Below are 24464 nucleotides of genomic sequence, written 5' to 3'. Positions count from 1 at the left end.
ACGACCTCCTGGTTCAGGGTCAAGTTTGCCGCAAAACTCGCACTCGGATTGGTCCAGAATTCCTAAAGCGGATCAATCGATGTCGACCGGACGAAGCGTACCGATGATCGGATAAGCGTAGGTCTTGAGCGTATTGGTCCACTGCTGAGCATGCGTCGGATTCGCCCATTCGGCACTGCGCGCCTCGATGTACGCCTCGGCATATTGTGTAAAGGTCATCAGACGGGCCGACGCGCGCCTTCTCCCGCTTACGCACGGTAGCGGGATCGTCGCCACGCAAAACGGTTGCACGATGCGCGTTACGCGCTGCTCTGGCTTGCTTTAACGTGATTCGCGGATATGGTCCGATCTGGATCATGCCCTCGCGCCCATCCGGCCTCGTGTAACGAAACTGCCAGTATTTGAGACCGTTCGGTTTGACCACCAACCCGAGGCCGCCGCACGTCATTCAGGCGTGCCACTTTTTCACGGGGCTTGGCGTTACGGCACTGCAGGTCACGAAGCAAGCTCTCTGGCATCGGTCGGAATCACCCTCAAAAAGTATACGTCCAAAGAGGGGATTCTACGGAACTACCGGGAACTTCGCGACACCCTAGATTCGCCGCAGAGCCTTGTACTGCCTGGCTCCACGGGATTTTTTGAAACTGCTTGACACCATGTTCTGGCGGAGAGAGGGGGATTCGAACCCCCGATAGGCGATTAACCTATACACGCTTTCCAGGCGTGCGACTTAAACCACTCATCCATCTCTCCAGCAAGAGCGCGATTATAGCAAACTCCGTGCGCCTCTCGCCAGTCCCTCCGGCACATCGTCACGGATGCCGGATATAGTCGACCAGCGCATTCGTATACGCATCCGGCCGCCGGTCCATCAGGCTCACCGCGATCGCCACCGCGAACCCCGCCGGCACGCCGAACACGCCCGAGCTGATCGGCTCGATCCCGAACCAGCTCGGCCCGGCGAATCCGGTCAGTTGCGTGAAGAGCGGATACGTCGACACGATGTAATAGATGCACACCGCGAGCCCCGTCACCATCCCCGCGATCGCGCCGCGCGTGGTCGTCCGCTTCCAGAACACGCCGAGCACCAGCACCGGAAAGAAACTCGATGCCGCCAGCGAAAACGCCGCGCCCACCAGGAACAGGATCTTGCCGGTATTCAGCGACGCGACATACGACGCGAACAGCGCCACGCCGAGCAGCAGCACCTTCGAGATCGTCACCCGCCGCTGGCTCGTCGCATCCGGCGCGACCATGTGGTAATAGACGTCGTGCGACAACGCATTGGCGATCGTCAGCAGCAAGCCGTCCGCCGTCGACAGCGCCGCCGCCAAGGCCCCCGCCGCGATCAGCCCCGACACGACATAGGGCAGCCCGGCGATCTCCGGCGCCGCGAGCACCACGATATCGGGCTGCATCTGGATGCCGGACCAGTGCACGATACCGTCATGGATCTGGTCGAACACGCCGATCAGGTCCGGTTCGAAGTGATGCCACTGCGTCACCCACGCCGGCAACTCGGCGATCGGTCTGCCCACCAGGTTCACGAGGATCTCGTACTTGATCATCACGGCCAGCACCGGCACCGACAGATAGAACAGCGCGATGAAGAACAGCGTCCAGCCGACCGAGCGGCGTGCCGATGCCACCGACGTCGTCGTGTTGTAGCGCGTCAGGATATGCGGCAGGCTCGCCGTGCCGAGCGACAGGCACAGCAGCAGCGCGAGGAAATTACGCTCGCGCGGACGGCGATCGTCGCCGTCCGCCGCCGGAAACGGCTCGTGCATCGGCACCGGATCGGCGGCCCGTGCGAGCAGATCGTCGCGCGCCTGCTCCCACACGACCCGCGCCGCATCGGGATCGCGCGGAAATTCGGCGAGCCGGCGCTCCTGCACACTGATTTCGCGCAGCGGCCCGTTATGGCGGCGCAGCGTCGACAGCCCCTGCGCGAGCCGTGCCTTCTCCTGCGCATACGATCCCGGAAGCCGGTCGAGCAGCGTCTGGATCGCCGCCGCCTCGACACGGTACGTCGCCCTCACCCGCTGCTCGTCCGGCGCATCGCGCACCTGCCGCTCGAGTTTTTCGACCCGCTCCATCAGACGGCCGTAGTCGAACTGCGGCACCGGCCCGAGGCCGTTCTTCATCGCGATCAGCGACACAGGAATCAGGATCGCACTGATCAGAATGATGTACTGCGCGACCTGGGTCCACGTCACCGCACGCATGCCGCCCAAAAACGAACACACGAGGATGCCGGCCAGTCCGCAGAAGATGCCGATGGCAAAATCGACGCCGATGAAGCGCGTCGCGATCAGGCCGATGCCCTGGATCTGCGCGACGAGATACACGAACGAGCACAGGATCGCCGCCCCCGCCGCCAGTGCCCGCACCAGCGTGCTCGAGAAACGCGTGCCGAGAAAGTCGGGAATCGTGTAGCGCGCAAGCTTGCGGACATAGGGCGCGAGCAGGAACGCAACGAGGCAGAAGCCGCCCGTCCAGCCCATCAGGTAGGCGAGCGCGTCGTAGCCCGTCGAATAGAGCGAGCCCGCGAGGCCGATGAAGGATGCGGCGGACAACCAGTCCGCGGCGGTTGCCATGCCGTTGAACGCGGACGGCACGCGCCGCCCCGCGACGTAGTACTCGACGAGATCCGATGTCCGCGACAGCAGGCCGATCACCGCGTAGACCGCAATCGGCACGAACAGGAACACGTAGCCGATCCATACGCCCGGACCGGTCGCGCGCTCGATGCGCCACAACAGCAGCACGAAGGCGAGAAAACCGACCGTATAGAGCGCATAGGCGCGAATGAGCCGGTTCGTCAGCATCGGTCACGCTCGCCTTCCGCGGCGGCGCCGCGCTGCATCGAGTCGGCATACCGATCGTAGTCGCGCCGCAGTACCCGGTCCGCGCGCTGCATCAGCGCGATATAGACGTAGATCAGCATCAGGTAGACGAGGATCGCGCCTTGCGCGCCGAGGTAGAACGGCAGGCTGAAGCCCGCGAAACGGAGCGGCGCGAGCGCCGGCGCGAACAGCGGCACCACGAACGACACCGCGAAACCGATCGCCATCAGGATCGCGATCAGGGCGAGGTTGAAGCGCCAGTAGCGTGCATGCGCTCGCACGAGCGCCGCCGGCACCGGCGGCGGTTCGGCGGGATGGGACGAGGCGGGGGAAGACGGAGAGACGGCCATGCGCTTGTGTAACAAAAAGCCCCAGCGCGGGCAATCGGGATTGCCGCGCAGGGGCTGACGCACGCGTCGGCGCGGGCGGCGGTGTTCAGCGCGTCTCGGTAAGCTGCTCCAGGATCGCCGGGTTCTCGAGCGTCGACGTATCCTGCGTGATCGCCTCGCCCTTCGCCAGCGAACGCAGCAGCCGGCGCATGATCTTGCCCGAGCGGGTTTTCGGCAGGTTGTCGCCGAAGCGGATGTCCTTCGGCTTCGCGATCGGCCCGATCTCCTTGCCGACCCAGTCGCGCAGCTCCTTCGCGAGCGCGGCCGCCTCGTCGCCCTCCGGGCGCGAGCGCTTCAGCACGACGAACGCGACCACGGCTTCGCCCGTCGTATCGTCCGGCCGGCCGACCACCGCCGCTTCCGCGACGAGCGGATGCGACACCAGCGCCGACTCGATCTCCATCGTCCCGAGCCGGTGCCCCGACACGTTCAGCACGTCGTCGATCCGGCCCATGATCGTGAAATAGCCGGTGTCCTTGTCGCGCACCGTGCCGTCGCCGGCCAGATACAGCGTGCCGCCCAGCTCTTCCGGGAAATAGCTCTTCTTGAAGCGTTCCGGGTCGCCCCAGATCGTGCGCGCCATCGACGGCCACGGTCGCTTGACGACCAGGATGCCGCCCTGCCCGTTCGGCACGTCCTGCCCGGTTTCGTCGACCACCGCGGCCATGATGCCCGGCAGCGGCAGCGTGCACGACCCCGGCACCGTGGGCGTCGCGCCCGGCAGCGGCGTAATCATGTGGCCGCCGGTTTCCGTCTGCCACCAGGTATCGACGATCGGGCAGCGCTCGCCGCCGACGTTCTTGTGATACCAGATCCACGCTTCCGGATTGATCGGCTCGCCCACCGTGCCGATGATCCGCAGGCTCGACAGGTCGTAGCTCTTCGGATGCACCGCGTGGTCGGCCTCGGCCGCCTTGATCAGCGAGCGGATCGCCGTCGGCGCGGTGTAGAACACCGTCACCTTGTGATCGCCGATCATCTTCCAGAAGCGGCCGGCGTTCGGATAGGTCGGCACGCCCTCGAACACGACCTGCGTCGCGCCGGTGGCGAGCGGCCCGTAGGTGATGTAGGTATGGCCCGTGACCCAGCCGATGTCGGCCGTGCACCAGAACACGTCGTCGGGCTTCCAGTCGAAGGTCCACTTCATCGTCTGCGCGGCCCACAGCAGATAGCCGCCGGTGCTGTGCTGCACGCCCTTCGGCTTGCCCGTCGAGCCGGACGTATACAGAATGAACAGCGGATGCTCGGCGCTGACCCACTCCGGCTCGCAGGTATCCGCCTCGGCGGCGGCCAGGTCGTGCATCCACAGATCGCGGCCTTCGTGCCAGTCGACCTGGCCGCCCGTGCGGCGATAGACGATCACGCTCTTGACGGCATCGCAGCCGCCCATCGCGATCGCCTCGTCGGCGATGCTCTTGAGCGGCAGCATCTTGCCGCCGCGCATCTGCTCGTCGGCGGTGATCAGCGCGCTCGCGCCCACATCGACGAGCCGCTCGTTGAGCGACTTCGACGAGAAACCGCCGAACACGACCGAGTGCGTTGCGCCGATCCGCGCGCACGCCTGCATCGCGACGATGCCCTCGATCGACATCGGGATGTAGATCACCACGCGATCGCCCTTGCCGATGCCGCGTTTCTTCAGCGCATTCGCGAACCGGCTGACGCGCGCCAGCAGGTCGGCGTAGGTGACGCGCGTCACCGTGCCGTCGTCCGCCTCGAAGATCACCGCCACGCGCTCGCCGTTGCCGGCGGCCACGTGACGGTCGAGGCAGTTGTACGACGCATTCAGCTCGCCGTCCTCGAACCATTTGTAGAACGGCGCATTCGTCTCGTCGAGCACCGTGCCGAACGGCTTGCGCCATTCCAGCGTTTCGCGCGCGAGGCGCCCCCAGAATCCTTCGTAATCGCGCCCAGCTTCATCGACGAGCGCCTGGTAGGCCGCCATGCCAGAAATGACCGCCGCCTTCTCAACGGCGGCGGGCGGAGCAAACTGGCGGCGTTCGTGCAGAACCGATTCAATCGCAGACATCGACAACCCCTTGGTGAACATGAAACCGACTGCATGCCGGCGCGATCGTGCGCGCCGAATCTGGTTGGCGCCCGATGCGCCTGTCTCCCGCCCTCGCGCGGCACGGACCGACTCCGCGCGGCGCGATGCTGCAACGCACCATGACAAACGGCCGCGCGGCACCGCGCAACGCGTTCCACGATAAGCGTCGCAGCTTACCCGTCACTTACGCGGGCAGCGCCCGGCGGCGCGCTTTACGCTGCCTTTCGGGCGACCCTACAATGCTAACTGAACTCATCGTCCGGATTCCAGCTTGAATCGCTACGCGCTCTTTCTCATCGTGTCGATGCTGCTCGTCGGCAGCAACGTCGGCATCGGCAAGTCGATCGTCGTCTTCGTTCCCGTCGCCATCCTCGCCACCCTGCGCTTCATCATCGCGATCGCGGTGCTGTGGCCGCTCTTTCGTCCCGTCAAGATGCGCGCGGTCAAGCGCGGCGAATGGCTGAACCTGTTCCTGCAGGCGTTCTTCGGCACCTTCATGTTCACGTTGCTGATGCTGAACGGCGTACAGCACACGAGCGCGGTCGCGGCCGGCGTGATCACGAGCACGATCCCGGCCGTCGTCGCGCTGTTCGCGTGGCTGTTCCTGCGCGAACGTCCGAACGGCCGCGCGCTCGTGTCGATCGCACTCGCGATCGTCGGCGTCGTGACGATCAACCTCGCCAACGGTTCGGCCGGCGACGCGGGCAATTCCGCGGGCTCGCTGACCGGCAACCTGCTGATGCTGGGCGCGGTGTGCTGCGAATCGATCTACGTGATCCTGTCGCGGCGCCTCACGCAGACGCTCGCGCCGATCGACATCTGCGCGTACACCCACCTGTTCGGCCTGATGCTGATGCTGCCGCTCGGCGCCGGCGCGCTCTGGCGCTTCGACTACGCCGGCGTGCCGCCGGGCGTCTGGGCACTGGTCGTCTGGTACGGACTGTCCGCCAGCATCTTTTCGTTCTGGTTGTGGATGAAGGGCATCCGCCACGTACCGGGCAGCCTCGCCGGCGTGTTCAGCGCGGTCCTGCCCATCGCCGCCGCCGTCTACGGCATCGTGTTCCTCGGCGAACGCCCCACGCTCGCGCACGGTTTCGCGCTCGCCTGCGTGGTCGCCGGCATCGCGCTCGCGAGCCTGCGCGTCAAGCGCGTACCGCCCGTGTCGTCGTAAGCCACCGTCCGGCCGCCCCGCCCGGGGCGGTCACGCCGGTACCGACCGGCCGGCGGCGGTGCACGCCGCTGCAGCCCGCCCGGGCGACGCGTTACAATAACGCGCTTTCAAAAAACACCCCACCGATACCCGCGCCCGACCATGTCCGTCCCGCCGACCGATTCGCCTACCCGTGCCCGTCCCGCCCGCCGCAAGATGCGGCCGCTGCCCGCAGTGATCTTCATGAGCCGCTGGCTTCAGGTTCCGCTCTATCTGGGCCTGATCGTCGCGCAGGGCGTCTACGTGTTCCTGTTTCTGCAGGAAGTCTGGCACCTGCTGTCGCACGCGACGGGTCTCGACGAAACCAACATCATGCTCGCGGTCCTCGGCCTGATCGACGTGGTGATGATCTCGAACCTGCTGATCATGGTCATCGTCGGCGGATATGAAACTTTTGTGTCGCGCCTCGGCGTCGAGGGGCATCCCGACGAGCCCGAATGGCTCGACCACGTGAACGCCGGCGTGCTGAAGGTCAAGCTGTCGATGGCGCTGATCAGCATCTCGTCGATCCATCTGCTCAAGACTTTCATCAATCCCGACCAGCACACGACCCACGCGATCATGTGGCAAGTGCTGATCCACGTGTCGTTCCTGGTGTCGGCGCTCGTGATGGCATGGGTCGACCGCCTGACCACGCGCACCCACCCCGAGCATTTCCACGACGAAGCGCACGCGCAGCCTGCGGCGCACCGCGAGCCGGCGTAACGACCGGCGCGGCCACCCGATTCCCTACTGTCCCCACAGAGTCTCAGCCATGACCGTCATCAAACAGGAAGACCTGATCCAGAGCATCGCGGATTCGCTGCAATACATCAGCTACTACCATCCGCTCGACTATATCCAGGCCCTCGGCCGCGCCTACGAACTGGAGGAGAGCCCGGCCGCGAAGGACGCGATCGCGCAGATCCTCACCAACAGCCGGATGTGCGCGGAAGGCCGCCGACCGATCTGCCAGGACACCGGCATCGTGACGGTCTTCGTGAAGGTCGGCATGGACGTGCGCTGGGACGGCGCGACGATGGGCGTGACCGAGATGATCAACGAAGGCGTGCGCCGCGGCTACACGCACCCGGACAACGTGCTGCGCGCGTCGATCGTGAATCCGCCCGAAGGCGGCCGCAAGAACACCAAGGACAACACGCCGGCCGTGATCCACTACGAGATCGTGCCGGGCGACAAGGTCGACGTGCAGGTCGCGGCGAAGGGCGGCGGCTCGGAAAACAAGTCGAAGTTCGCGATGCTGAACCCGTCGGACTCGATCGTCGACTGGGTGCTCAAGACCGTGCCGACGATGGGCGCCGGCTGGTGCCCGCCGGGCATGCTCGGCATCGGCATCGGCGGCACCGCCGAGAAGGCGATGGTGATGGCCAAGGAATCGCTGATGGACGCGATCGACATCCAGGACGTGATCGCGCGCGGCCCGCGTGACTGGGCGGAAGAACTGCGGATCGAACTGTACGAAAAGGTGAACGCGCTCGGCATCGGCGCGCAGGGCCTGGGCGGCCTGGCCACCGTGCTCGACGTGAAGATCATGGCGGCGCCGACGCATGCAGCCTCGAAGCCGGTCGCACTGATCCCGAACTGCGCGGCGACCCGCCACGCGCACTTCACGCTCGACGGCTCGGGCATCGCGAAGCTCGATCCGCCGCCGCTCGACGCGTGGCCGAAGGTGAACTGGGAGCCGAACACGGAAACCAGCCAGCGCGTCGACCTCAATACGCTGACGCCCGAAGAAGTCGCCGGCTGGACGCCGGGCCAGACGCTGCTGCTGTCGGGCAAGATGCTGACGGGCCGCGACGCCGCGCACAAGCGTATCGCCGACATGCTCGCGAAGGGCGAAAAGCTGCCGGTCGATTTCACGAACCGCGTGATCTATTACGTCGGCCCGGTCGATCCGGTGCGCGACGAAGCGGTCGGCCCGGCCGGCCCCACCACCGCGACCCGGATGGACAAGTTCACCGAGATGATGCTCGCGCAAACCGGTCTCATTTCGATGATCGGCAAGGCCGAGCGCGGACCGGTCGCGATCGATGCGATCAAGAAGCACCACGCCGCCTACCTGATGGCCGTGGGCGGCGCCGCCTACCTCGTGTCGAAGGCGATTCGCCACGCGAAGGTGCTCGCGTTCGAGGATCTCGGCATGGAAGCGATCTACGAGTTCGACGTGCAGGACATGCCGGTGACGGTCGCGGTCGATTCGTCGGGTACGTCGGTGCATCAGACCGGCCCCAGGGAATGGCAGGCGAAGATCGGAAAAATCCCGGTCGCCGCCGCGTAAACAAGAATGATTTTCAGGCCGGATTTCAATCCGGCCTTTTTGATTCTCATTCCCCCGATCCATTCGGAAATCGAACGAATTCATGCTTGGCTTTTCAGGAACGACCGTTTATCGTTCCACCATTAAAGCCCCACACGATAGAGGAACCACCATGCAAGGCGATAAGAAAGTCATCGAGTATCTCAACGCCCAGTTGAAGAATGAGCTGACCGCCATCAACCAGTATTTCCTGCATGCTCGCATGTACAAGCATTGGGGTCTCGACAAGCTCGGCAAGCACGAATACGACGAATCGATCGGCGAGATGAAGCACGCCGATTGGCTGATCGAGCGCGTGTTCATGCTCGACGGCCTGCCGAACCTGCAGGACCTGCACAAGCTGCTGGTCGGTGAGGAAACCGAAGAGATCCTGAATTGCGACCTGAAGCTCGAGCAGATCTCTCAGGCCACCTGCAAGGAAGCGATCGCTTATTGCGAGACCGTGCGTGATTACGTGTCGCGCGAAATCTTCGAAAAAATTCTCGACGATACCGAAGAGCATATCGATTGGCTCGAAACGCAAATCGACCTGATCGGCAAGGTCGGCCTGCAGAACTATCAGCAATCGATGATGAGTGCGGCGGAGTAAGCCCTCTCCTTCCCGCACAGTTGCAGCCGCCCGCCATTGTTTGCCCGGATCACGATGCCCGACACGCCCGTACGACAGCCGCCGTCGCACCCGCACGCGCCGATCGGCATCTTCGACTCCGGGCTGGGCGGTCTCTCGGTACTGCGCGCCGCCCGCGCGCAACTGCCCGGCGAGACATTCATTTATGTGGCGGACTCCCGGTACGCTCCGTACGGGGAACGCGACGATGCGTTCATCATCGAACGCACGCTGGCAATCGGCGAATGGCTGATCGGGCAGGGAGCGAAAGCGCTCGTCGTGGCATGCAACACCGCCACCGCACAATCGATCGCCGTCGTGCGCGAACGGCTCGCGATTCCGCTCGTCGGCGTCGAGCCCGGCATCAAGCCTGCAGCGCAACAATCGCGCTCGCGCGTCGCCGGGGTACTCGCGACCCAGGCCACGCTGCGCAGCGATCGCTTCCGCGCGCTGCTTGAGCGTCACGCGGCCGACTGCCGCTTCATCTGTCAGCCGGGCCACGGGCTCGTCCAGGCCGTGGAGCGCTGCGAGACGGACTCGCCGGCGCTGCGCGCGCTGCTCGCGACCTATCTGGAACCGATGCTTGCCGCCGGCGCTGACACGCTCGTGCTCGGCTGCACGCACTACCCGTTCCTCGACGCCGCGATCCGCGATATCGTCCGGGACCGCCTGACGCTGATCGACACCGGCGACGCGATCGCCCGCCAGCTCGCCCGCGTGCTCGACGAACGCGGCGAGCGTTCGCCGACGGATGCCGCGCCGCCGGCCCGGCTGTGCTCGACCGGCGACGGCCGCCACCTGCACGCGCTCGCCGCCGCGCTGCTCGATCTGGATTCGGCGGTCGAATCCGTCACCATTACTTCGCCAAGTACGGTCGAATCCCCCGCCCAGCCCGCCTGAGCTTCCTCCCCGTGCGCGTCCGCGCGGACCTCACGCGGCAAACCCCTGCTAAGCACCTGGTTTTGTTACAAAAAAGCAGACCCCGCGCTTGCCAAGCCAGTCAAATTTAATGATAATAATTCGCATTAACGTTAGCTATCGCGTCCATCATGATCGTCTGCGTGTGCAAGTCTGTTTCCGACCGGAAGATTCGCGCGTCCCTCGCGGAGGGTGCCGAGACGTTTGACGAGCTCCAGTTCGAGCTCGGCGTCGCCACCTGCTGCGGCAAGTGCGAAGAATCCGTGCGCGACCTCATGGCCGAACAGGGCGTGTGCGCGAGCCGCTGCGGCGTGGAGCACCATGCGCACCCGATCCCCGTGACGTTCTACGAACGCAAGGCCGCCTGAGTGGCACGATAGTTGTTTTCCCACGCGGCAATTTGCCGCGTTTTCGTTTCATACCGCCCGTCAGCAAGCCTGCATCCGCGAGCCAGCGGCTTACCTGCAAAGGAGCCTGTGATGGAATTGCTGATCGGATTCGTGACTACCGTGTGTATCTCCTTGCTGATCTTCCGCAAATGAGGCTGCACTCTGCGGTGCGTGCGCCACGCACCGCCGCCCTACCAAGCTAACATGCAGGCTTCAACTTCCATACCGACCGGCCCATGGCCGGTTGCCTCCCGTATGAATTCCCGTGTCGTCACTGCTACCGTCGCGGTTCTGGCCGGGCATGCGATCCTGCTGACCGGCGCGCTGCTGATGCGCAACGACATTCCGGAACGGCCGCTCGAGTCGAAAGCGATCATGGCCGAACTCCTGAGTTCGACACCGGTCGCACAGCCCGCCGCCGTGCAGTCGACGCCACCCAAGCCCGAACCCAAGATCAAGCCGAAGCCCGTCCCGACGCCCAGGCCGGTCGTGAAGGCAAGCCCGACCCCGCTGCCCGTGACGCACGAACCGTCGCCCAACGTAGTGGCCGCAGCCGAACCTGCACCGCCCGCGCCGCCGGCCCCGGCTGCGCCGCCGGCCGCTCCGGCTGCCGCGCCTGCCCGCCCGACGATGGAAATCGCCGCGCCCAAGGGCGGCGCATCGCTGTCGTGCCAGATCGTCAAGGCGGCCTATCCGACGCTCTCCAAGCGGCGCGGCGAAACGGGAGTCGCGAAAGTACGCTTCGTGGTCGGCCTGACCGGCCGGATCGAAACTGCGCAGATCGTCCAGAGCAGCGGCTTCCCCCGCCTCGACGACGCCGCGCTCGAAGCCGTGCGCGCGTCGGAATGTCAGCCGTACCTGCAAAACGGGCAGCCGATGCGCGCCGCGTACACGCAGCCCTACGACTTCAGCTTGACCGACTAATTTCGCTACAGCTACACCCAAAAGATTCAAAAAGGAATGGAAATGCAAAGCTACGGTATCGCGCACGTCTGGGCGCAAGGTGACTTCGTAACCCGCTTCATCGCGATCGCGCTGCTGGTGATGTCGATCCTGTCGTGGTTGGTCATCGTCATCAAGGGCTGGAATGTGTTCCGCCTGAAGCGACTGACGAAAAACGCGGAACAGGCATTCTGGCATTCGGACGATTTCGAGGACGGGGTGAAAAAGCTCGGCACCACATCGTCGACGCCGCAGGACAACCCGTTCCTCGCGCTCGCGCTGTCGGGCAAGGAAGCCGCCGACCACCATCATCAGACGCAACCGCACCTGCACGATCGCATGGATGTGTCCGACTGGGTCACGCGCTGCCTGAAAGACACGATGGACGACGGCGTCGCCCGCATGCAAAGCGGCCTCGCGGTGCTCGCATCGATCGGCAGTACCGCGCCGTTCGTCGGTCTGTTCGGAACGGTCTGGGGCATCTATCACGCGCTGCTCGTGATCGGCGCGACCGGCCAGACGTCGATCGACCAGGTCGCCGGCCCGGTCGGCGAATCGCTTATCATGACGGCGTTCGGCCTGTTCGTCGCGATCCCCGCCGTGCTCGGCTACAACGCGCTCACGCGCGCGAACAAGGACATCGTCAGCAAGCTGCGTCGCTTCGCCCACGGGCTGCATGCGTACTTCGTTACCGGCGCGCGCCTCGCATCGTCGGCCAAGCGCGACGGTCTGCGTCTCGCGGCCCGCGCACACTGAGCGAGGTCGTCATGGCAATGAACTCCACCTTCGGCGACGACGAAGAAGACGGCCTGATGAACGAAATCAACATGACGCCGCTCGTCGACGTGATGTTGGTGCTCCTCATCATTTTCCTGGTCACGATCCCCGCGATGCACCACGCGGTGAAGATCGACTTGCCGCGCGCCAGCAGCCAGCCGGTCGAAGTGAAGCCGCAGACCATCGATGTCGCGATCGAAAGCGACGGCACCGTGCTGTGGGACGACCACCCCGTGACGGCGGCCGATCTGCAGACACGCATCGCGCAGGCAGCGCAGATCACGCCGCAGCCGGAGCTGCATCTGCGCGCGGATCGCAAGGTCGCGTACGAGCGAGTGGCGGACGTGATGTCGGCCGCACAGGCCGGCGGTCTCACGAAACTTGGCTTCGTGACCGAACCCAAGTCGAAGTAAGCGCGCGGGTCGAATCGCGAGCGTGTTCTGCACGCAGGCGATAGCATGCCGCGCAAAGTAAAAGGCCTTCATCGCCAGATGAAGGCCTTTTTTGATGCGCACGCGGGCGCCTTCGGGCGGCGGGCTCTACGGCGGTATAGATTGCGCCTCAAGCAACGCGATGCGACTCGCCGTGATCTCACGGACTGCGCGGTCTGCCCTATCTGGCTCACAATATATGCGGCCACCTGTTTCGCTCAGAGCATCCTTCGCGAAGTGGGATTTCAATATAGGCGCCGCCGCGTCCGCATTCAAGCAAACACCGATTGAAACTACTGATCGCAGACGACGCTTAAATGACAAAACCGATGCTTCGGACACGCAACGATCAGCGTCACGTCGCCAGCGCCTTGCGCGCGGCCTCTTCCTTCGCAGCCCGCTCGGGACAGCCGGGCTGCTCGTAGTCCTTGTTGTCTAGCTTCTCGACCAGATAGTCGACGAACGAGCGCACGGCGGGCGGCATCCCCTGCCTCGACACGAACACCGCGTAAAGCTGCGGCACCGGCAAGGTCCAGCCCGGCATCACGGGCGACAGTTGTCCCGCGCGCAGCGCATTGCCATACATCATCTCGGGTAGCGCCGCGATTCCGACCCCGTCGAGCACGGCTTCGCGAATCGTCATCAGATCCGCCGTCACCAGACGCGGCTCGTGTTCGTGCGTGTGGTGCGTTCCGTCCGGTGCGGTCAGGCTGAACACGTGGCGGCCATCGCCCGACGGGGTGTCGAGCGTCTCGAAGCCCGACAGATCGGCGGGCACGAGCGGCGGCGCATTCTGGTTCAACAGGCTCGGCGCACCGACGAGCATCTGCTCGGTACGCCACAGCGGCCGCACGACGATGTTCGCGTTTTGCGGCGGCTCGGACCGCACACGCAACGCCACATCGATCGAATCTTCAAACAGGTCGATCACCCGGTTGGTCACTCGGATCTGTACCCGCACCTCCGGATAGCGATGCAGAAACTCCGGTAGCAGCCGGGACAGCATCGTCTGCGAGAGCGTCACCGGTACGCTCACACGCACCGTCCCGCGCGGCGACGCGCGCAGTTGCTGCACCGCATTCATCGCGGCCTGCGCCTCGGCCAGCATCGCCTGGCAATGCTGGTAGAACATTTGCCCGGCCTCGGTCAGCGCGAGCTTGCGGGTCGAGCGCTGCAGCAGCCGCACGCCGAGCGTCGCCTCCAGTTCGGTCAGCCGCCGCGACAGGCGGGACTTCGAGATGCCGAGCACGCGCTCCGCGGCGGAAAAACCGCCGTGCTCGACCACTTGCGAGAAGTACATCAGGTCGTTCAGGTTGTGTGCATCGATATTCATTTCATCGTTCCAAATCCAGAACAATCCATTGCGAATCGAGCGGATTTAATCCGCGAATCGATCCATATAATAGCCCTATGCATCGATAACCAGCCCATTCCCAGTACATCCGAGGGCACATCCCCATGGCAACTCCCCGCTCGATCCAGCGCACCTATCCGTCGCTTCGCACGACGGAAGGCGGCGGCTTCATTGTCCACCGCACATTCCCCACGCGTCTGCTGATGGACTTCGACCCGTTTCTGCTTCTCGACGAAATGGGCCCGGTCGACTACGCGCCCGGCGAAGCCAAGGGCGCGCCCGATCATCCCCACCGCGGCTTCGAAACCGTCACCTATGTCCTCGAGGGTTCGTTTCGCCATCGAGACTCGGCCGGCCACGCCGGTGCGCTGGGGCCGGGCGACGTCCAGTGGATGACGGCGGGCGCGGGAGTCGTGCACAGCGAGATGCCCGATCCCGAGTTCGCGCGCGCGGGTGGCCGCTCGCATGGTTTTCAGTTGTGGGTGAATCTGCCGCGCCGCGACAAGATGATCGCGCCGCGCTATCAGGAGATCGCGGCGGCGAAGATTCCGACCGCCATCTCGCCCGACGGTCGGGCCCGCGCCAAGGTCGTCGCAGGCGAAGCGTTCGGCGTCAAGGCAGCCGTCGAGACTCGCACGCCGATCCTGTACCAGCACTTCACGCTGGAGCCTGGCGCAGTGGTTGAACAGCCGGTGCCGGCGGGCTTTCGCGTGTTTGCCTACCCGATAGAAGGTCAGGGGCTCTACGGCGCCGGCCGGCAAGCCATCGACGCCCGGCACATGGTGATCTACGCGGACGATGGCGAAACGGTCACGTTCGCGGCGGGCGACACCCCGCTCGACCTGCTGCTGATAGGCGGAATGCCGCTCAACGAGCCGATCGTGCGTTACGGCCCGTTCGTGATGAACACCGAGGACGAGATCCGTCAGGCGGTAGTCGACTATCAGAGCGGCCGGATGGGCCACATCGCGGCATGAGCGCGCGGTGAATCGGACGTGGCCGCGGTGCGTCCGATTTGCGTCACAATACCTTCTCGCGCCTACCGGCCGCACTACAGAAGGAATCTGTCGCCTTGAATTTCGAACATCTGATCCAGATTAACGACACCGATCACCCCGATCAGCCGACGCTCACCCGCGAGCAGCTCTGGGAAGGCCTTGTGCTGCGCGCAGAGCAACCGCAACTCTTCGTGATCGGCCTCGACCGCTGCATCGTGCACGAACGCACGGCCGCCACGCTCGAACGCGAGTTGCACTTCGGCAAGGCCACGATCCGCGATCGCGTGACCTTCACGCCCAATGAGCAGGTCCGCTACGACATCCACGCGGCCGGCGGTGAGATCGGCGGCTCGCTGACGATGAGGATCGAGCAGCGGGACGATGCGCAGCTGTTCCTGCGCTTCGAATACCGGACCACGCTTCCCGTCGGCGACGACAGCGAAGATGCCCGCCAGACGCACGAGATCGTCAAGGAGGCATACCGCACCTCCGACATCGACACGGTCCGCCTGATCCGTGAATACGCCCAGGGTCGCAAGGACCCCGACCCGCTGCACTAAGGTCGCTCTCCGAGGGTAGCCGGCCCCGCGCTACCCTTTTTAACGTTCCCTATCGATTTCAAGATTCCGATCAATAATCAGACATTGTAAATGGGAATAGTTATCATTTAGAATTCATTCCATCGTATCGCAACCGACCACCGCCTGAATGACCGAACTTATGCGCACTTCCACGCTCACCCTGCGCCGCACCGGCGGCTCCGCATCCGGTGGCCGAACGAAAGTGGCCGCGGTCACGACGCCGGCGGAAACCGCGAAGCCAGCCGCCGGTCAGGATGCCGGCCAACGCGTCGTCAGCAGCGAAACATTGCTCCAGGGCCATACGCATGTGAGCATCGCGCACAACGGCGAAACCTACCAGCTTCGCGCAACCCGGTTGGGCAAGTTGATTCTGACGAAGTAAGTACCGAGTATTGTGGGGACCACCTCCATGAGGGGTGTTAGGCAGTAGCCAGCAGTAACGGCTTGCACGCGAGATCTAGACCCCTTCGTGCAGACATACTCAAGCAGCCGTTACAGCAAGCCAAGCCACTTTTTTTGGGTTCTCACCGCTGAAAAGCAAAAAGCGACGCGTTCATCGAACGCGTCGCTTTTTCATTTGGACCGACCTCACACAAGGCGTTCCCCCGCCAAACGGGGTGCCCCGCACGCTCACCCCATCGGCACGGCGATAGCGGCACGAACAACCGCCTCATCCTGCCCGGACTGCATGCCCGACGCACCGATCGCGCCGACTGTCTCGCCTTCGACGACGATGGCCGCTGCCCTCGACCGGCCCGATCAGCAGCGCACTCAGGAACAACACGCGACCCTGCCGCACGATTTCCTCATATGCCTTGCTCTCGTGACGGCCAAGTGCGAGCAAGCGTCCGTTGGCGAGCGCCATCTCTACGGTGCTTGGCGCGTGCCGTCCATCCGGTGCAAAGACGGCAGATGCCCTCTGCCGCCGTCGAAAATGGCCATCTTTACGGGCCGCTACTGCGCGGCCGCATACGCGTCCACAGCGGCCGCCCGGCCGCCCGCGTCAGAATCCCCAGAACATCAGCCACCAGGCGCTGTCGACCACCGCAAGTGCCCCGACGAACCAAGCCATCGCCAACAGGCGACGCGGCCAGCCCACATAGCGGCCGGTCACCTTCAACGCCAGCCATGCGCTCCACAGGTTGGCGCCGACCAGGATCGCTATCCGCACATCGGCCGCCCAGCCGAGCGGCACGTGTTCGGCACGCAGCAGCGACAGCGTCGTGGCCGACAAGCCAAGAAATACGCCCGCGCCCGCAAGCGGAATCAGGCCCTGCGCGAGATGGTGAAGACGCGTGAACGTGAAGCGGCCGAGCATCGCCGTCGCACCCGCGAGCAACACGAACAGCGCGGTACCGTAGACGAGTCCGGTGCCGACGATGTAGCCGACGACCAGCGACCCGTCGAGCCACGAAAACACATCGTTGTGCTCGGGGTAATGCGTGAGCAGGTACCACGGCGCGTTGGTCTCGAGCGGCCACGTGATGTCGCGGTCGATTAGCCAGCCGGCCAGCGCCTGTTTGATCTGCACGAACCAGGGGCTCACTGTCCAGTGGAACGCACCGATCGCGATGCCGAGCAGGCCGTACAGGATCAGTGCCGTATCCCAGCCGCTCGCCTGCTTGTCGCCGAGCACCACGACTTCCTCGGACGGGGAGCGAAGCGTCAGCGCGATCGCGTCGCGATGGCCGCTGCACCGGCCGCACATATGGCAGTCCGCCGCGCCCTTCATGTTTCGCAACGGCACGAGCGGCGCGCAGTTGATCGGGATCACGCGATGGCCGTGTTCACCGTTCCGGTAAGAACGGCGCCATGCCGCCTCGTCGACTCGATAGCGCAGCGGCGCGAGCCGCGCAAGCAGCGAGAACACGCCGTTCACCGGGCACAGATATTTGCACCACACCCGCTTCTCGCGCCCATACAGCAGGCCGATCACGATCGCGGCGAGCGTCGAGCCGCCAAGCACCAGCAGTACCGCGCGCGGATACTGGTAGACGCTCACCATCTGACCGTAGATCGTCGTGATCCCGAATGCGACGAACGGCCAGCCGCCCCAGCGCATCCAGCGCGGAATCGACCGGCCGCGGCCGAACTTGCTCGCGAACTCGGCAAGTGCCCCTTCCGGGCACAGCACACCGCACCAGACGCGCCCGAGCATCACCATCGACAGCAGCACGAACGGCCACCAGATGCCCCAGAACACGAACTGCGCGGCCAGCGTGAGGTTGCTCCACAAATGCGCGGTATCGTCGGGCAGCGGCGTGAAAGCCGGCACCAGGATCAGGAACGCATACACCGCAACCACGACCCACTGGACGCCGCGAATCAGCGCACCATGGCGCTGCATCCATTGACCCGCCTCCGCGATCCGGCCGGGGCGGCCACCGGCAACCGCGCTCACGCCGCCCGCCCCGCCGTTGCCGCGGGACGCCGCGTGGCACGCCTCATCAGCAGATAGACGACGGCCCAGTAGAGCGCATACGCCACCAGGTTGGTCAGTGCCGGGTGCGCGCGATAACCGGTCAGGGTCGCGACGAGCGAGCCGAACGTGCTCGAATCGTCGAGCAGCGCGGAAGAATCCCACAGCTGCGCGATGCCGAGCGGCAGGATTTCCTTGTCGATCAGCTTGTCGACGCCCGTCTGGAAGAGTCCCGCACCGAGGAACAGCAGCATGATCTCGGTGACGCGGAAGAAATGTCGCCACGAGAAATACTTGCCGCCGAGTTGCAGCAGGTAGAACGTCAGCAGCGCGAGGCCGAGGCCAAGCAGCACGGCGAGCATCTGCCCGCCGTCGACGTGCCCCGACTGGCCGAATCCGAGCCCGTACAGGAAGATCACCGTTTCGCTGCCCTCGCGCGCAATCGCAAGTGCGACCAGCACCGCGACGCCCCACCAATTCGAATGCTGCGTGCTTTGCTGCAGCGACTGTTCCATGTCGCGCTTCAGCGTGCGTCCGTGCTGCCGCATCCAGAGCACCATCTGCACGATCAGCACGCAGGCGACCAGCACCATCGCCGTCTGGAAATAGTCCTGCGCGTCGCCCGACAGCACTTCGGTGAAGCCGACGAGCGCGGCGCCCAGCGCCACCGCCATCAGCAGGCCGGCGCCGACGCCCACCCATAGATACGGCAACCCGCGGCGCGCATCGTCGTCGCCGTTCTTGAGCCATGCGTAAAGAATGCCGACGACGAGCAGCGCTTCGACGCTCTCCCGCCAGACGATGAACAAGATCTGACCCATCGATACCTCCATGCGCCTGCCGCCGCGGCTCAACCGCGCGAAGCAGGTGCGAAAACCCGTTACTTCGCGACGATGACGCCCTGCGCCTGCTGGTGGAAATCGTCGAAAAACTTGTACTCGCCCGGCGACAGCGGTGCGATTACCACGAACGACTCGGAGCCGGGCGCCAGCACTTTTTCCTTGCGCAACTGCACGCTCTCGAACTCGACGGCGCCCTTGCCGGTATTGCGAATTTCGATCTTGATGCGCTGGCCGGCCGGCACTTCGATGCGCGCCGGCGTGAGCTTGCCGTCCGCCATCTCGAGCTTGAAGGTCGGCAGATCCACCGCATGCGCGGCGCCTGCGACGAGCAGGGTGGCGGCCAGCGCGAATATCTTGGGGAATGTCATTGTGTTTCTCTAAAGAGACAGCGCGCAGTGCGCGCGCTGTCCGACTGCTTCAGGCCCGACCCTTCAATACCCGCCCTTCTTGCCGATGCCGGCGAACGGAAAATCGTATTCGAGCGTGATGGGCTTGAACCACGGGCCCACGCCCGTTTCCTTGTCGACGTGGCGGCCGAACGCCATGTGTCCCGTCTGCATCGGCGGTTGCACGACGAGCGTCAGGTGATACTTGCCCGGGCCGTTCAGCTTCACGTTGTCGCCGTAGTGCGGACCGTCGCTCGCGACCATGCCCATCAGGTCGCCCTGTGCCTTCCACTTCGCGTCGCCCTGCTTCGTCAGCTTGTAGGTGACCTGCAGGTAGGGCATCCAGTCGCCCTCGGCGAAACCGGTGGGATTGTTCTTGACCGCGTGAATGTCGGCCTCGAGGTGGACGTCCGAATCCGATGCCTTGCGCATCATCCCTTCCGGCTCCATCGTGATCGGCTGCAGGTAGACCGCGCCGATCTCCATGCCGCCCTGGATCTGATGCTTGCCGATCGGATACTCGGCGGCCATCGCCGACATCGCGGCCAGCGCCGCGGCTACCGCAATCCCATTGCGGATGAACGAAGAACCCAACATTGACACTCCTTGTTTTTATCGTCAGACGGGCCGGGGCCGCATGCACGTGACCGGTCGGCCAACACTAAGCTAAAGCGAGGCAGAACGTTAATGCGAACTATTCTCAATAGTAATGAAGTTTAGCACCGAACCCTCGCCGGAACAAATCGGCGGGCGGTCAAACCCTTGATCGAACAGGAATTCGGCGCGGGTTCCGCCCGTGCGGACGCGAAGCCGCGCCGCGTACGGTCACTCGACCCCGCTCACGTGATCGCCGACATTCGCCCCGAACACGCGCTCGCGCAGCAGCGCGAGCTGGTCGCGGGTCTGGGCCGCCTTCTCGAACTCGAGATTCTTCGCAAAATCAGCCATTTGCTTCTCGAGCCGCTTGATTTCCTTCGAGATTTGCTTCTCGGACATATCTTCGAATTTTGCGCGCTGCTGCGATTCCTTCAACTCCGCACGCGCTTCGTCGACGTTGTAGACACCGTCGATGATGTCCTTGATGCGCTTCACGACCCCGCGCGGCGTGATCCCCATCTTCTCGTTGAACGCGATCTGCTTCGCGCGGCGACGTTCCGTCTCGTCGATCGCTCGACGCATCGAATCGGTAATCCTGTCCGCATAGAGGATCGCCTTGCCGTTGACGTTCCGCGCAGCGCGGCCGATGGTCTGGATCAGCGAGCGCTCGGCGCGGAGGAAACCCTCCTTGTCCGAATCGAGAATCGCGACCAGCGACACCTCGGGGATATCGAGCCCTTCGCGCAGCAGGTTGATCCCGACCAGCACGTCGAACGTGCCGAGACGCAGGTCGCGGATAATCTCGACCCGCTCGACCGTATCGATGTCGCTGTGCAGATAACGGACCTTCACGCCGTGATCGGCGAGAAACTCGGTCAATTGCTCGGCCATCCGCTTGGTCAACACGGTGATCAGCACGCGCTCGCCGGCCTTCACCCGTTCGTTGATCTCGGCAAGCACGTCGTCCACCTGCGTCGTGGCCGGACGCACCTCGATTTCCGGATCGACCAACCCGGTCGGACGCACCACCTGCTCGGCCACCTGCCCCGTCACGCGCTGCTCGTAATCGGCGGGAGTCGCCGACACGAACACCACCTGGCGCATCTTGCGTTCGAATTCGGGAAACTTGAGCGGACGGTTGTCGAGCGCCGACGGCAGCCGGAACCCGTAGTCGACCAGATTCTCCTTGCGCGCCCGATCGCCGTTGTACATCCCGTTCAACTGGCCGATCAGCACGTGCGATTCGTCGAGCATCATCAGCGCGTCGGACGGCAGGTAGTCGACCAGCGTCGGCGGCGGCTCGCCCGCCGACGCGCCGGAGAAGTGCCGCGAGTAATTCTCGATGCCCTTGCAGAAGCCCAGTTCCTGCAGCATCTCGAGATCGAAACGGGTGCGCTGTTCGAGCCGCTGCGCTTCGACAAGCTTGCCGTCCTTGTGGAAAAATTCGAGCCGTTCGCGCAGTTCGTCCTTGATCGTCTCGACGGCCCGCATCACGGTATCGCGCGGCGTTACATAGTGCGAGGACGGATAGACCGTAAAGCGCGAGATTTTCTGGCGCACCCGGCCCGTCAGCGGATCGAACAGATGCAGCGCCTCGACCTCGTCGTCGAACAGCTCGACGCGCACCGCCATTTCCGCATGTTCCGCCGGAAAGATATCGATCGTGTCGCCACGCACCCGGAACGTGCCGCGCTGGAAGTCCGCTTCGTTGCGGGTGTATTGCATCGCGATCAGCCGCGCGATCATGTCGCGCTGACCGAGCTTGTCGCCCGTGCGCAGCGTGAGAATCATCTGGTGGTACTCGGACGGATTGCCGATACCGTAGATCGCCGACACGGTCGCGACGATCACCACGTCGCGGCGCTCCATCAGGCTCTTGGTCGCCGACAGCCGCATCTGCTCGATATGCTCGTTGATCGAGGAGTCCTTCTCGATGAACAGGTCGCGCTGCGGCACATAGGCTTCCGGCTGGTAGTAGTCGTAATACGAAACGAAGTATTCGACCGCATTGCGCGGGAAGAACTCGCGGAACTCCGAGTACAGCTGCGCGGCGAGCGTCTTGTTCGGCGCGAAAACGATCGCCGGGCGGCCAAGCCGCGCGATGGTGTTCGCCATCGTGAAGGTCTTGCCCGAGCCCGTCACGCCGAGCAGCGTCTGGAACGACAGGCCGTCCTCGACGCCTTCCACCAGCGTCTCGATCGCCGTCGGCTGATCGCCGGCGGGCGCGTAAGGCTGGTAGAGCTGGAACGGAGAGCCTTCGAACGTCGCGAATTTTGATTCGTCGAGCGCGTCGTCGGTATCGGTATGGTGTGCGGACATGGAGGGCGGACCGGGGCGGGAGCAAAGGAGCATTTTAGCGCTTCGACGGGAAGCGGGCTGCTGTCCCCTGCTGCCGCGCCGGATGGGAACGTGCGCGAAAACCGCGCGGCCAACCGTGACTTTGGCCGAATGCGGGCAGCGAATTCGCTACAATAATGGGCTGCTGCGCTTCGATCCGTTCCCTGCCCGCCACGGGCGCGCCGCGTGAGCCTTGCTCCGCGCCGGCCGCCGAAGCCTGACCCTCTTTCCACAACTGCTGCCGAACCATCATGTCGCTCTTCTCCGCTGTCGAACTTGCCCCCCGCGACCCGATCCTGGGCCTCAACGAAGCTTTCAACGCCGATACGCGTCCGACCAAGGTCAACCTGGGCGTTGGCGTGTACACGAATGAGGAAGGCAAGATTCCGCTGCTGCGCGCAGTCCGCGAAGCGGAAAAGGTGCGGGTCGAGGCCGGCCTGCCGCGCGGCTATCTGCCGATCGACGGGATCGCCGCGTACGACGCCGCCGTGCAAAAGCTGCTGCTCGGCAACGATTCGCCGCTGATCGCCGCGGGCCGCGTCGTTACCGCGCAGGCGCTGGGCGGCACGGGCGCGCTCAAGATCGGGGCGGACTTCCTGCGCACGCTGAACCCGAAGGCCAAGGTCGCGATCAGCGATCCGAGCTGGGAAAATCACCGCGCGCTGTTCGAAGCCGCCGGTTTCGCGGTTGCCGCGTACCCGTACTACGACGCGAAGACGAACGGCGTGAACTTCGACGGCATGCTGGCCGCGCTCAACAGCTACGAGGCCGGCACGATCGTCGTGCTGCATGCGTGCTGCCACAATCCGACGGGCGTGGATCTGACCGATGCGCAATGGGCGCAGGTCGTGACGGCGGTGAAGGCACGCAACCTCGTGCCGTTCCTCGACATCGCCTACCAAGGCTTCGGCGAAAGCATCGAAGCGGATTCGGCCGCAGTCCGGCTGTTCGCGGCGGCGGAGCTGAACGTGTTCGTGTCGTCGTCGTTCTCGAAATCGTTCTCGCTGTACGGTGAACGGGTCGGCGCGCTGTCGATCATCACGGGCAGCAAGGACGAAGCTACCCGCGTACTGTCGCAGTTGAAGCGCGTGATCCGCACCAACTACTCGAACCCGCCCACTCACGGCGGCGCGCTCGTCGCGGCCGTGCTGGCGTCGCCGGAACTTCATGCATCGTGGGTGCAGGAGCTGGGCGAGATGCGCGACCGGATCCGCGCGATGCGCAATGGCCTCGTCGAACGCCTGAAGGCAAGCGGCGTCGACCGCGACTTCAGCTTCATCAATGCGCAACGCGGAATGTTCTCGTATTCGGGGCTGACCGCCGCCCAGGTAGACCGCCTGCGCGACGAATTCGGCATCTATGCCGTGGGCACCGGCCGCATCTGCGTCGCCGCGCTGAACACGCGCAACCTCGATGCGGTGGCGAGCGCCGTGGCCGCGGTGCTGAAGTAAGCGCCAGCCCCGCAAACACCGATGCGGCAGCCTCTGCGCGCCGCATCGATCGCCCATGAAAAACGCGCTCTCGGGAGCGCGTTTTTCATGGGACCGGGTGCAATCGGGGCGGCCAACTCCACCCCGACCTGCGGTCGTCACTGCATGAACCATCCGTGGCTGACGATGAAGGACTGGCCGGTGAGCGCCGCGCTCGGGAACGCCGACAGGAACAGCACCGTTTGCGCGACGTCTTCCACCGTNTGCATGAACCATCCGTGGCTGACGATGAAGGACTGGCCGGTGAGCGCCGCGCTCGGGAACGCCGACAGGAACAGCACCGTTTGCGCGACGTCTTCCACCGTCGTGAACACCCCGTCCACCGTGTTGCCCAGCATCACCTTCTTGATCACCTCTTCTTCGCTGATGCCCAGCTCCTTCGCCTGCTCCGGAATCTGCTTGTCCACCAGCGGCGTGCGCACAAAACCCGGACAGACCACATGCGAACGCACGTTGTGCTTCGCGCCTTCCTTCGCCAGCACCCGCGCCAGACCCAGCAGACCGTGTTTCGCCGTCACGTACGCCGACTTCAGCGGCGACGCCTCGTGCGAATGCACCGAACCCATATAGATCACCACCCCGCC

24 protein-coding genes, 1 tRNA gene and 2 pseudogenes are annotated in these 24464 nt (G+C 64.6%); 13 read left to right on the top strand and 14 right to left on the bottom strand.

The genetic code is table 11. From position 1 onward, the window contains the following. Positions 1-72: 72 nt before the first annotated feature. The 6 genes and pseudogenes from RZR99_RS30225 to acs form a co-directional block, all read right to left on the bottom strand. Complete coding sequence (locus tag RZR99_RS30225) at positions 73-219, bottom strand: phage integrase central domain-containing protein (protein WP_323123436.1); 147 nt, start codon at positions 217-219, stop codon at positions 73-75. Positions 220-301: 82 nt separating this feature from the next. After that, positions 302-448: pseudogene (locus RZR99_RS30220) on the bottom strand (Arm DNA-binding domain-containing protein); the annotation flags it as partial. 214 nt (positions 449-662) lie between these two features. Then, positions 663-753: transfer RNA gene (locus RZR99_RS30215), tRNA-Ser, on the bottom strand. A 59-nt stretch (positions 754-812) separates the two neighbouring features. Further along, the gene (locus tag RZR99_RS30210; RefSeq protein WP_323123435.1) at positions 813-2828 is read right to left on the bottom strand and encodes a sodium:solute symporter family protein; all 2016 of its coding nucleotides are present in this window, start codon (positions 2826-2828) and stop codon (positions 813-815) included. Next, positions 2822-3142, bottom strand: a complete 321-nt coding sequence (locus tag RZR99_RS30205) for a DUF4212 domain-containing protein (protein ID WP_407655531.1) — start codon at positions 3140-3142, stop codon at positions 2822-2824. The genes RZR99_RS30210 and RZR99_RS30205 overlap by 7 nt, the downstream gene beginning before the upstream one ends. A gap of 139 nt (positions 3143-3281) precedes the next feature. After that, on the bottom strand, positions 3282-5264 hold the full coding sequence (acs, locus tag RZR99_RS30200) for an acetate--CoA ligase (protein ID WP_323123433.1): 1983 nt from the start codon (positions 5262-5264) through the stop codon (positions 3282-3284). 292 nt (positions 5265-5556) lie between these two features. Between acs and RZR99_RS30195 the strand changes: the two genes are divergently transcribed. From RZR99_RS30195 to RZR99_RS30155, 9 genes are all read left to right on the top strand, one after another. Next, a complete protein-coding gene (locus tag RZR99_RS30195) occupies positions 5557-6456 on the top strand; it encodes a DMT family transporter (RefSeq protein ID WP_323123432.1) in 900 nt (299 codons plus the stop codon). Positions 6457-6597: 141 nt separating this feature from the next. Beyond that, positions 6598-7200 carry a TIGR00645 family protein gene (locus RZR99_RS30190; RefSeq protein WP_323123431.1) on the top strand — a complete coding sequence of 201 codons (603 nt, stop codon included), beginning with the start codon at positions 6598-6600 and terminating at the stop codon, positions 7198-7200. 49 nt (positions 7201-7249) lie between these two features. After that, positions 7250-8773 carry a fumarate hydratase gene (locus tag RZR99_RS30185; RefSeq protein WP_323123430.1) on the top strand — a complete coding sequence of 508 codons (1524 nt, stop codon included), beginning with the start codon at positions 7250-7252 and terminating at the stop codon, positions 8771-8773. A gap of 151 nt (positions 8774-8924) precedes the next feature. Then, positions 8925-9401 carry a bacterioferritin gene (gene bfr, locus RZR99_RS30180; protein ID WP_323123429.1) on the top strand — a complete coding sequence of 159 codons (477 nt, stop codon included), beginning with the start codon at positions 8925-8927 and terminating at the stop codon, positions 9399-9401. 48 nt (positions 9402-9449) lie between these two features. After that, entirely contained in the window at positions 9450-10319 is an 870-nt protein-coding gene (gene murI / locus RZR99_RS30175; protein WP_407655530.1) for a glutamate racemase, read from the top strand. A 149-nt stretch (positions 10320-10468) separates the two neighbouring features. Then, positions 10469-10705, top strand: a complete 237-nt coding sequence (locus RZR99_RS30170; protein ID WP_323123427.1) for a (2Fe-2S)-binding protein — start codon at positions 10469-10471, stop codon at positions 10703-10705. Positions 10706-10930: 225 nt separating this feature from the next. Then, entirely contained in the window at positions 10931-11650 is a 720-nt protein-coding gene (locus RZR99_RS30165; RefSeq protein ID WP_323123426.1) for an energy transducer TonB, read from the top strand. 42 nt (positions 11651-11692) lie between these two features. After that, complete coding sequence (locus RZR99_RS30160) at positions 11693-12424, top strand: MotA/TolQ/ExbB proton channel family protein (protein WP_323123425.1); 732 nt, start codon at positions 11693-11695, stop codon at positions 12422-12424. Between the two features lie 11 nt (positions 12425-12435). Beyond that, positions 12436-12858 (top strand): ExbD/TolR family protein, encoded by a 423-nt coding sequence (locus tag RZR99_RS30155; RefSeq protein ID WP_323123424.1) that lies wholly within the window; start codon positions 12436-12438, stop codon positions 12856-12858. Between the two features lie 373 nt (positions 12859-13231). Here RZR99_RS30155 and RZR99_RS30150 read toward each other — a convergent pair whose 3' ends face one another. Continuing rightward, entirely contained in the window at positions 13232-14209 is a 978-nt protein-coding gene (locus RZR99_RS30150) for a LysR family transcriptional regulator (RefSeq protein ID WP_323123423.1), read from the bottom strand. Between the two features lie 125 nt (positions 14210-14334). On the opposite strand from RZR99_RS30150, the gene RZR99_RS30145 reads away from it, so the two are divergent. From RZR99_RS30145 to hemP, 3 genes are all read left to right on the top strand, one after another. Further along, entirely contained in the window at positions 14335-15207 is an 873-nt protein-coding gene (locus RZR99_RS30145) for a pirin family protein (protein WP_323123422.1), read from the top strand. A 95-nt stretch (positions 15208-15302) separates the two neighbouring features. Further along, a complete protein-coding gene (locus RZR99_RS30140; protein WP_323123421.1) occupies positions 15303-15788 on the top strand; it encodes an SRPBCC family protein in 486 nt (161 codons plus the stop codon). 148 nt (positions 15789-15936) lie between these two features. After that, positions 15937-16191 (top strand): hemin uptake protein HemP, encoded by a 255-nt coding sequence (gene hemP, locus RZR99_RS30135; RefSeq protein WP_323123420.1) that lies wholly within the window; start codon positions 15937-15939, stop codon positions 16189-16191. A gap of 248 nt (positions 16192-16439) precedes the next feature. On the opposite strand, the gene RZR99_RS33445 is transcribed toward hemP, so the two are convergent. The 6 genes from RZR99_RS33445 to uvrB form a co-directional block, all read right to left on the bottom strand. After that, positions 16440-16544, bottom strand: coding sequence for a heme-binding protein (locus RZR99_RS33445; RefSeq protein WP_407655529.1), 105 nt, complete (start codon positions 16542-16544; stop codon positions 16440-16442). 268 nt (positions 16545-16812) lie between these two features. Continuing rightward, complete coding sequence (locus RZR99_RS30125; protein ID WP_323123419.1) at positions 16813-18210, bottom strand: 4Fe-4S binding protein; 1398 nt, start codon at positions 18208-18210, stop codon at positions 16813-16815. After that, positions 18207-19049, bottom strand: coding sequence for an FTR1 family iron permease (locus tag RZR99_RS30120; protein WP_323123418.1), 843 nt, complete (start codon positions 19047-19049; stop codon positions 18207-18209). Before RZR99_RS30120 ends, RZR99_RS30125 begins: the two co-directional genes overlap by 4 nt. 59 nt (positions 19050-19108) lie before the next feature. Then, positions 19109-19438, bottom strand: a complete 330-nt coding sequence (locus RZR99_RS30115) for a cupredoxin domain-containing protein (protein ID WP_323123417.1) — start codon at positions 19436-19438, stop codon at positions 19109-19111. A 63-nt stretch (positions 19439-19501) separates the two neighbouring features. Beyond that, entirely contained in the window at positions 19502-20053 is a 552-nt protein-coding gene (locus tag RZR99_RS30110; protein ID WP_323123416.1) for an iron transporter, read from the bottom strand. Between the two features lie 228 nt (positions 20054-20281). Next, a complete protein-coding gene (gene uvrB, locus RZR99_RS30105) occupies positions 20282-22372 on the bottom strand; it encodes an excinuclease ABC subunit UvrB (RefSeq protein ID WP_323123415.1) in 2091 nt (696 codons plus the stop codon). A 269-nt stretch (positions 22373-22641) separates the two neighbouring features. On the opposite strand from uvrB, the gene RZR99_RS30100 reads away from it, so the two are divergent. Next, on the top strand, positions 22642-23841 hold the full coding sequence (locus tag RZR99_RS30100; RefSeq protein WP_323123414.1) for an amino acid aminotransferase: 1200 nt from the start codon (positions 22642-22644) through the stop codon (positions 23839-23841). A 245-nt stretch (positions 23842-24086) separates the two neighbouring features. Here RZR99_RS30100 and RZR99_RS30095 read toward each other — a convergent pair. After that, positions 24087-24464 (bottom strand): annotated as a pseudogene (locus RZR99_RS30095) (SDR family oxidoreductase); the annotation flags it as partial.

It is taken from the genome of Burkholderia alba (genome assembly GCF_034721475.1).
Lineage (GTDB): Bacteria > Pseudomonadota > Gammaproteobacteria > Burkholderiales > Burkholderiaceae > Burkholderia > Burkholderia alba.
This window is presented reverse-complemented; position numbering and strand designations above follow the sequence as displayed.

Coding starts and splice junctions, on each gene's coding strand:
- RZR99_RS30160 (WP_323123425.1), top strand. CDS start 11,693: ATGCAAAGCTACGGTATCGCGCACGTCTGGGCGCAAGGTGACTTCGTA.
- RZR99_RS30150 (WP_323123423.1), bottom strand. CDS start 14,209: ATGAATATCGATGCACACAACCTGAACGACCTGATGTACTTCTCGCAA.
- RZR99_RS30145 (WP_323123422.1), top strand. CDS start 14,335: ATGGCAACTCCCCGCTCGATCCAGCGCACCTATCCGTCGCTTCGCACG.
- RZR99_RS30210 (WP_323123435.1), bottom strand. CDS start 2,828: ATGCTGACGAACCGGCTCATTCGCGCCTATGCGCTCTATACGGTCGGT.
- RZR99_RS30100 (WP_323123414.1), top strand. CDS start 22,642: ATGTCGCTCTTCTCCGCTGTCGAACTTGCCCCCCGCGACCCGATCCTG.
- RZR99_RS30120 (WP_323123418.1), bottom strand. CDS start 19,049: ATGGGTCAGATCTTGTTCATCGTCTGGCGGGAGAGCGTCGAAGCGCTG.
- RZR99_RS30110 (WP_323123416.1), bottom strand. CDS start 20,053: ATGTTGGGTTCTTCGTTCATCCGCAATGGGATTGCGGTAGCCGCGGCG.
- RZR99_RS30115 (WP_323123417.1), bottom strand. CDS start 19,438: ATGACATTCCCCAAGATATTCGCGCTGGCCGCCACCCTGCTCGTCGCA.
- RZR99_RS30170 (WP_323123427.1), top strand. CDS start 10,469: ATGATCGTCTGCGTGTGCAAGTCTGTTTCCGACCGGAAGATTCGCGCG.
- RZR99_RS30225 (WP_323123436.1), bottom strand. CDS start 219: ATGACCTTTACACAATATGCCGAGGCGTACATCGAGGCGCGCAGTGCC.
- uvrB (WP_323123415.1), bottom strand. CDS start 22,372: ATGTCCGCACACCATACCGATACCGACGACGCGCTCGACGAATCAAAA.
- RZR99_RS30190 (WP_323123431.1), top strand. CDS start 6,598: ATGTCCGTCCCGCCGACCGATTCGCCTACCCGTGCCCGTCCCGCCCGC.
- RZR99_RS30185 (WP_323123430.1), top strand. CDS start 7,250: ATGACCGTCATCAAACAGGAAGACCTGATCCAGAGCATCGCGGATTCG.
- RZR99_RS30165 (WP_323123426.1), top strand. CDS start 10,931: ATGCAGGCTTCAACTTCCATACCGACCGGCCCATGGCCGGTTGCCTCC.
- hemP (WP_323123420.1), top strand. CDS start 15,937: ATGACCGAACTTATGCGCACTTCCACGCTCACCCTGCGCCGCACCGGC.
- bfr (WP_323123429.1), top strand. CDS start 8,925: ATGCAAGGCGATAAGAAAGTCATCGAGTATCTCAACGCCCAGTTGAAG.
- RZR99_RS30155 (WP_323123424.1), top strand. CDS start 12,436: ATGGCAATGAACTCCACCTTCGGCGACGACGAAGAAGACGGCCTGATG.
- acs (WP_323123433.1), bottom strand. CDS start 5,264: ATGTCTGCGATTGAATCGGTTCTGCACGAACGCCGCCAGTTTGCTCCG.